This window comes from Micromonospora globispora (assembly GCF_003857015.1).
GTDB classification, from domain to species: Bacteria; Actinomycetota; Actinomycetes; order Mycobacteriales; family Micromonosporaceae; genus Micromonospora; species Micromonospora globispora.
This window is the reverse complement of the sequence record NZ_QGGF01000497.1, coordinates 1-7740: the sequence shown is the minus strand read 5'-3', so window position 1 is coordinate 7740 and position 7740 is coordinate 1. Positions and strand designations below refer to the sequence as shown.

Here is a 7740-nt window from a genome sequence, read left to right as displayed (position 1 = left end):
GCCTTGGCCCCGCCGCCCCGGCGGGCCGGCTTCTTCGCGGCGGGCGCGGCGGTGGTCGTACCGGCGCCGAGGCCGGCGGGGAGGGTGACCTCCAGCCGCTTGCCGCCCACCTCGACCACGACGGTCTCGCGCTCGGCCGGCGCCTCGGCGGCGCCGACGGTGGGGGTGAACGGCGGGACGGTGTTGTCGAACTCGGTCTCGATCCACCGGGTGTGCACGGTGAACGGCTCGGCGGTGAAGGCCTCGTCCCGCACGACCAGCCGGTGGAACGGCAGCGCGGTCGCCATGCCCTCGACGACCATCTCGTCCAGCGCCCGGCGGGCGCGCTCGATCGCCTCGGTACGCGTCTCGCCGACGATGATCACCTTGGCCAGCAGTGAGTCGAAGTTGCCCCCGATCACGTCACCGGCCGAGATGCCGGTGTCGACCCGGACGCCCGGGCCGGTGGGCAGCCGCAGCGCGGTGATGGTGCCCGGGGCGGGCAGGAAGTTGCGGCCCGGGTCCTCGCCGTTGATCCGGAACTCGATGGCGTGCCCGCGCGGGGTCGGGTCCTCGGTGAAGCGCAGCTTCTCGCCGTCGGCGATCCGGAACTGCTCGCGGACCAGGTCGATGCCGGCGGTCTCCTCGGTGACCGGGTGCTCGACCTGGAGCCGGGTGTTGACCTCGAGGAAGGAGATGGTGCCGTCCGCACCGACCAGGTACTCCACCGTGCCGGCGCCGTGGTAGCCGGCCTCCCGGCAGATCGCCTTGGCGCTGTCGTGGATCTGCGCGCGCTGGTCCGGGGTCAGGAACGGCGCGGGCGCCTCCTCGACCAACTTCTGGTGCCGGCGCTGGAGCGAGCAGTCCCGGGTGCCGACCACGATCACGTTGCCGTGCTGGTCGGCGAGGACCTGCGCCTCGACGTGGCGCGGCTTGTCCAGGTACCGCTCGACGAAGCACTCGCCCCGGCCGAACGCGGCGACCGCCTCGCGGGTGGCCGACTCGAACAGGTGCGGGATCTCCTCCATGGTGCGGGCCACCTTGAGGCCGCGACCGCCGCCACCGAAGGCCGCCTTGATGGCGACCGGCAGGCCGTGGTCCACGGCGAAGGCGATCACCTCGTCCGCGTTGCCGACCGGGTCCGGGGTGCCCGGGACCAGCGGCGCTCCGGCGCGCTGGGCGATGTGCCGGGCGGTCACCTTGTCGCCGAGGTCGCGGATCGCCTGCGGGGTTGGGCCGATCCAGGTCAGCCCGGCGTCGATGACCGCCTGGGCGAAGTCGGCGTTCTCGGAGAGGAAGCCGTAGCCGGGGTGGACCGCGTCCGCGCCGGAGCGGGCGGCGACGTCGATCAGCTTGTCGATCCGCAGGTAGCTCTCGGCCGCCGTGTCGCCGCCGAGGGCGTACGCCTCGTCGGCGAGCGTGGCGTGCAGGGCGTCCCGGTCGGAGTCCGCGTACACGGCGACGCTGCCCAGGCCGGCGTCGCGGCAGGCGCGGATGACGCGGACGGCGATCTCGCCGCGGTTGGCGATGAGTACCTTGCGCACCTTTGTGGCTCCTCCCGGGAGGTCGATTCCGGGAGTGTATCGGCCGTCCTCGCCGCCCTAACGATCGCTCAGTGTGGGATGCCGCACTGTGGTCCCGGACTCCTAGTCAAACTTGTTTATTACGCTTGTCCGGTGTCGGCAACCCGGATGATGATTCTCGGACTGGTCAGGTGGATGCAGCCGGTGCACGGCTACGACGTGCGCCGCGAGCTGCTGAGTTGGAAGGCCGACCGGTGGGCGAACGTGCAACCGGGATCGATCTACCACGCGTTGCGCAAGCTGACCGAGGAGGGGCTGCTCCGCGCGGTCGCCACCGAGCAGGTCGGCGGCCGGCCGGCGCGGACTACGTACGAGATCACCGAGAAGGGGGCCGACGAGTTCGAGTCGCTCCTGCGCGGCCTCTGGTGGCAGTTGGACGAGCCGACTGATCCGTTCTCCGCGGCCTTCTCGTTTCTGCCGGCCCTGCCCCGGGAAGAGGCGGCGGCGGCGCTGCGCAACCGCGCCATGCTGCTGCGGGCCAATGTGGAGTCGATGCGGGCGGCGGTCGACTCGGACTGGATGCGCAAGACCCGGCCGGTGCACGTGACCTGGATGTTCGAGCTCTGGGCGGCCCGCGCGGAGGCGGAGATCGCCTGGTGCGAGCGGATCGCCGAGCGGATCGACTCCGGAGTGTCGTACCTACCTGCTGGACTGGCCGACGAGGAGAGCTGGCGGGAGTGGCGGCGGCGTACGGCGGACGGACCGAAACCCGACAGTCAGACGCAATAATCAACGTTGACCAAAAAAGCTATATCGCGTTAGCCTCAGCGCGAACGGGGGGAGCGGCGCGTCTCCTCCGTGTGATCGGCGGCCGGTCCCGTCCGGCCCGGACGACCAGGAGCAGACATGATCGAGACCAGGGGACTGCGGAAGTCGTTCCGCTCCCGGGCGGGTCGCGAGAAGAAGACCGTGGACGCGGTCCGGGGCGTCAACCTTCAGGTCGCCGAGGGGGAGATCTTCGGCTTCCTCGGCCCCAACGGCGCCGGTAAGACCACCACCCTGCGGATGCTGGCCACGCTCATCGAGCCGGACGGCGGCGAGGCCACCATCGCGGGCGCCGACCTGCGCACGGACCCGGCCGAGGTGCGCCGCCGGATCGGCTACGTCGCCCAGGGCGGCAGCACCTGGGACGAGTCCACCGCCCGCGAGGAGCTGGTCCTGCACGCCCGGCTGTACGGCATCGCCAAGGCCGAGGCGCACCGACGTGCCGCCCGTGCCCTGGAGGCCTTCCAGCTCAGCGAGTACGCCGACCGCAAGTGCAAGACGTACTCCGGGGGTCAGCGGCGCCGGGTGGAGATCGCCCTCGGCATCATCCACGAACCGAGCATCGTCTTCCTGGACGAGCCGACCACCGGCCTCGACCCGCAGAGCCGCGCGCACATGTGGGACGAGATCCGGCGGCTGCGCACCGAGGGGATGACCGTCTTCATCACCACGCACTACCTCGACGAGGCGGACGCGCTCTGCGACCGGATCGCGATCATGGATCACGGCGAGGTGGTCGCCGAGGGCACCCCGGCCGAGCTGAAGCGCGAGATCTCCGGGGACGTCGTGCTCGTCGGCCTCGACACCGCCACCACGCCGCAGGCGGCGCAGCTGCTCGACGGCGAGCCGTACGTCAACAAGCTGGAGACCGCCGACGAGGGTGGCCTGCGCCTCTACGTCGACGAGGGCGCCACCGCCATCCCCCAGATCCTCCGCCGGCTCGACGGCTCCGGGCTCACGCTCTCCTCGATCGAGCTGCACCGGCCGAGCCTCGACGACGTCTTCCTCACCAAGACCGGCCGCTCGCTGCGCGAGTCCTGATCCCGCCGCCCGACAGGAGAGAACCCGTGAAACTCGCCCGCGACACCTGGCTCATCTTCCAGCGGCAGATCCAGCTGCTGCTGCGCAACCCGGTGTGGGTCTTCGTCGGCGTCTTCCAGCCGGTGATGTACCTGCTGCTCTTCGCCCCGCTGCTCAAGCCGGCGCTGAACGCGCCCACCCAGGCGGCGGCCTACAAGGTCTTCGTCCCCGGCCTGCTGGTGCTGCTGGCCATCTTCGGCGGCCTGTTCCAGGGCTTCGGCCTGATCGCCGAGCTGCGCGCCGGGGTCATCGAACGCTCCCGGGTCACCCCGGTCAGCCGGCTCGCCCTGCTGCTCGGCCGTTCGCTGCGGGACGTGGTGTCGCTGATCGTGCAGGCGGTCATCATCACCCTGCTGGCGCTCTTGTTCGACCTGCGCGTCTTCATCGGGGACCTGCTGCTGGCGTACCTGATGCTGGCGCTGATCGCGCTGATGACCTCGGCCGTCTCGTACGGCGTCGCGCTCAAGGTGAAGAGCGAGGACGCGCTCGCCCCGCTGATGAACACCGTCGCCCAGCCGGTGCTGCTGCTCTCCGGCATCCTGCTGCCGCTGACCTTCGCCCCCGGCTGGCTGCAGGGGGTCGCCGAGTGGAACCCGTTCTCCTGGGCGGTCGACGGCACCCGGGCGCTCTTCGCCGGGGACCTGAGCAACGACAAGGTCTGGCAGGGGTTGAGCATCATCGCGGTGCTCGCCGCCGCCGGCGTGGTGTGGGCGGCCCGGCAGTTCGCCCGCAGCGTCCGCTGATCGAGAGACCTGTCTCTCACCAGGGGCGGGGCGCCGGCCGGACGCTTGTAGCGTAAGGCCAGTGCCCCGCCTCACCCATGACAAGATCACCTGGCTGACCTACGCCCAGCTGGGGTTGTGGGGCTTCTTCCTCTACGGCTTCGGGCCGGTGGTACCCCTGCTCCGCGACGAGCAGGGCACCAGCGCGGCCGTCGCCGGCCTGCACAGCACCGGTATCGCCGTCGGCGCGCTGCTCGGCGGTGCCCTCTTCGCGCCGGTCGCCCGCCGCCTCGGCCGGGGTCCCGCGATCTGGCTCGGCCTCGCCGTGGTGGCCGCCGTCGCGGCCGGCTTCGTGGCGGTCGGCGCCACCGGCGCGCGCAGCCTCTTCGAGCGCTTCGACGTCTGGGCCCGGCTGCTCGGCGCCGACCTGCCGCCGTGGGGGCTCGGCATCGGCGGGGTCGGCGCCGCCACCACCTCCCGGGTGACCAGCGGCCCGCAGGTCTTCGTCGACAACTACTTCGTCAGCGTGGCGCTGCAGTTCGGCCCGGTGGTGGGGGTGGCGCTGGTCGCGGCGTTCGGGTACGCCCTGTGGCTGCTGTGGCGCCGCTCCGCCGAGCGGCCGGTGTCGGTGCTCTTCGTCGCCCTGCTCGCCGGCCTCGCCTGCTCCTTCCTGGTCATCGAGGCGTGGGAGTACCCGGGCGCGATGATGTGCCTCGCCCTCTTCGCCGCGTACGGCCGCTGCCTCGACGCCGCTGGAGAGGTGGAGCCGCCGCCCGTCGCGGAGCCGACCGGCGTGTGGGTGCCGGCGAGCCCGGACTCCGGGGTGCCGCCGATCGTCTGGGTGTCGGCGGCGCCGGCCGTCGGGAAGGCACCCGCCGCGTCGGCCCCCGACGCACCACCCGCCGCGCTGGACGCGGCGGAGCCGGTCGAGTGTCGGTCGGCCGCCGACGTCCCGCCGGGTGCACCGGCGATCGAGCAGCCGACGGCCTGACCGTGGGGCCGGTTGTCGACGCGGGGCGCCGCCTGCAACGCTCCCAGCTCTCGGTGCAGGCGCTCGCCCGGCTGTGCAGCGTCTCGGTCTTCCTCCTCGCCTCCTGGGCGGACACCGAGCGGCTGGCGCTGGTCGCGCTCCAGGGCACCCTGCTCGCCCTGCCGTACACGCTGATGGAGTCGTTGGTCGGCCGGCCGCTCTCCGCCGGCCTGGTGCCCGCCGGCTGGTCGCTGGACGCCTGGGCCCGCCGCGTCGCGGCGGCGGCCATGCTCCCGGTCGGGGTGATCGGCTTCCTCTCCGCCTCCGTCGCGCTACCGGAGACCGGGGTGGCCGACCGGCTGCTCATGGTCGCCCCGGTGGTGCTGCAACTGCCGCTGGAGGCGCTGTTCTGGTCCACGGCCCGGACCCGCTCGACCCAGCGGGCCAACCTGATACCGCAGCTCGTCGCCGTCGGCACCGTGCTCACCGGCGTCGCCTTCGCCGCCACCGACGTTCGGGTCGACGTCGCCGCCGTGCCGGCTCAGACGGCGGTACTGGCCTGGCTGCTGCTACCCGGCTCCGTTCCGGCGGGTCCGGGCGGGGTGCGGCCCGGGGTCTGGGCGAGCGTCCGCGTCGGGTCGGTCTACTGCGTGGCGGCCGCGGTCGACCTGGCGTACTCCGTGGCACTGCCGTCGGTCGCCGGTGCGGTCGCCGGCCAGACCGCCGTCGTCGTGCTGCGCGCCCTGGACCTCGCCTTCGGCCCGTTCCACGTGGCCCTGTCCGCCAGCACCCGCGAGGACATCGTGGCGGGCCGGGACACCCGGTGGCGGACCGGCACCCGGGGGCTGACGGTGGTGGCCCTGCTCGCGGTGTCGGCGGTGGTACTGGGCAGCGAGCGGGTCCGCGCGCTGCTCGCCGCCGATCTGGCCACGGTCGGCACCGCCGCGGTCGCGCTGTACTGCGGGTACAAGGGGTTCCTGGCCGCCGCGACCTGGCTGGCCACCCGGCACATGATCTGGGCGCCGCCCCGCCGGTTCCTGGTGTCGGCGATCGGCTCCCGGGCCATTGCCTTCGGCGGCCTCGCCGTCTCGGCGGTCTGGGCGGGTCAGGTCGGTGGCCTGGTCCTCCAGTTGCTGCTCAGCGAGGCCCTGGTGGTCTGCTGGTTCCTGGGCCGGATCCGGCTGACCCGGGGGTCCGGCACCGGCACCCCGGCGCCGGACACCGGCCGCCGCCAGGCCGTACCGGTGGAACTCGCCGACGTCATCCGGGCCGAGGAGGCGCCCCCGGCCGGCCGGGCGGTGCCGTTCTAGGCCAGCCCACCGCCCGGCCGGTCAGGGCTCGGTCGCCATCACCTGGATCGCGCCGCTGGGGAACATCGCGCAGAGCTGCGTCCTGCCCCCCACCTCGCGGGCGAAGAGGCGCACCGAGCTGTCACCCGGGCGGCTCGGGGTGGCCTGGGCGCGCAGGTCGAACGCGGGCCGGATGACCAGGTTCTTGTCCGGGTGGCCGAGGCCCTGGGTGATCTCCACCTGGGTGGTCGGCGCCGGCGTCCCGATCCAGCCCCGACCCGAACCCGGGACGGGCCGGCCCCGGTCGTCCTGGGCGCCGGGCTGGGACAGACTCAGCCGCACGCTGGACAGCCCCCGGTCGGCTCCGAAGTCCACCGCGGCGGTGCCGCAGTTGACCACCTTGCCGTCGATCAGGCAGCCCGACGGCTCATCCGGCTGCACGCCCGGCACGAACTGCACACCGATCTCCGGGTGCGGGTCGGTGTTGTTGTATCCGAGGACCATGCCGCCGATCCAGCGGCAGTCGTTGCGCGAGATCCGTACGCCCACCCCGCCGCTCAGGTCGGCGTAGCAGTTCATGCAGCTGATACCGGTCGCCGCCAGGTCGAACGAGACGTTCTGCTTGATGCCCCAGGCATGGCAGTTCACCATCAGCGTGCCCATCGAGTCGCCGGCCAGCCGGAAGCCGGCCGCCCCGTTCTCGAAGGTCAGGCAGTTGAGGAACATCGAGTCGTGCGGGCCGTGGAAGTTCACCCCGTGCCCGTCGTTGCCGTGGGTGCGTACGGCGTGCAGCCGCGCCTCCATCTGATGGGACGGCGCGGGCAGCGCGCCGATCGGCCCCCACTCGCTGACGATCCCGTCGTTGCGGCAGTTGAAGACGATCACCTCGGTCAGCTCGTAGCCATAGCCGTAGAGGCGCAGCCCGTAGCCCCCGTCGGGGTTCTGCGCCTTGTTCCCGTCCAGGGTCAGGTCCCGGACGCTGAACAGGGTGATGCCGTCGCTCGACCCGGTGCCGGTGAGTCCGGCGTAGCCGTCCGACTCCAGGATGGCCGAGTTCGACCCGGGTCGGAGCCGCAGGATCGTGGCGTCCCCGCCGGAGCCCCGCAGGTGGACCCGGGAGTGCAGGGTCACCCGGCCGGTCAGGTACGTCCCCGGCGGGAAGAACACGATCCCGCCGCCGTCCCGTACCGCGTCGACCGCCGCCTGGATCGCGCGGGTGTCGTCGGTGGCCCCGTCACCGGCCGCCCCGTGGTCGCGGACGTTCACCATCCCGGGGCCGTCCACTGTGTCACGGGAGGGGACCGATGGGCCACGACGGTACGACCGGAGCCCGCGCCGGCGGTCGCTGACCC

The 7740-nt window shown here is 72.7% G+C and carries 7 protein-coding genes; 5 read left to right on the top strand and 2 right to left on the bottom strand.

From position 1 onward, the window contains the following. The coding region (locus DKL51_RS26785; RefSeq protein ID WP_124812625.1) for an acetyl-CoA carboxylase biotin carboxylase subunit at nt 1–1523 on the bottom strand (1523 nt) is incomplete at its 3' end. Nucleotides 1524–1670: 147 nt separating this feature from the next. Here DKL51_RS26785 and DKL51_RS26780 point away from each other — a divergent pair. The 5 genes from DKL51_RS26780 to DKL51_RS26760 all read left to right on the top strand — a co-directional run bounded on the left by DKL51_RS26780 (nt 1671) and on the right by DKL51_RS26760 (nt 6409). After that, on the top strand, nt 1671–2291 hold the full coding sequence (locus DKL51_RS26780; protein WP_109946752.1) for a PadR family transcriptional regulator: 621 nt from the start codon (nt 1671–1673) through the stop codon (nt 2289–2291). Between the two features lie 117 nt (nt 2292–2408). After that, nucleotides 2409–3368, top strand: coding sequence for an ATP-binding cassette domain-containing protein (locus tag DKL51_RS26775; protein ID WP_109946753.1), 960 nt, complete (start codon nt 2409–2411; stop codon nt 3366–3368). 26 nt (nt 3369–3394) lie between these two features. Further along, the gene (locus tag DKL51_RS26770; RefSeq protein ID WP_109946754.1) at nt 3395–4150 is read left to right on the top strand and encodes an ABC transporter permease; all 756 of its coding nucleotides are present in this window, start codon (nt 3395–3397) and stop codon (nt 4148–4150) included. Nucleotides 4151–4211: 61 nt separating this feature from the next. After that, nucleotides 4212–5120 (top strand): hypothetical protein, encoded by a 909-nt coding sequence (locus DKL51_RS36720; RefSeq protein ID WP_260428680.1) that lies wholly within the window; start codon nt 4212–4214, stop codon nt 5118–5120. 2 nt (nt 5121–5122) lie between these two features. Then, complete coding sequence (locus DKL51_RS26760; RefSeq protein WP_123809812.1) at nt 5123–6409, top strand: hypothetical protein; 1287 nt, start codon at nt 5123–5125, stop codon at nt 6407–6409. 21 nt (nt 6410–6430) lie between these two features. Here the strand turns inward: DKL51_RS26760 and DKL51_RS36980 are convergent, their stop codons facing one another. After that, a complete protein-coding gene (locus DKL51_RS36980) occupies nt 6431–7672 on the bottom strand; it encodes a glycosyl hydrolase family 28-related protein (RefSeq protein WP_311768084.1) in 1242 nt (413 codons plus the stop codon). Between the last annotated feature and the right edge of the window lie 68 nt (nt 7673–7740).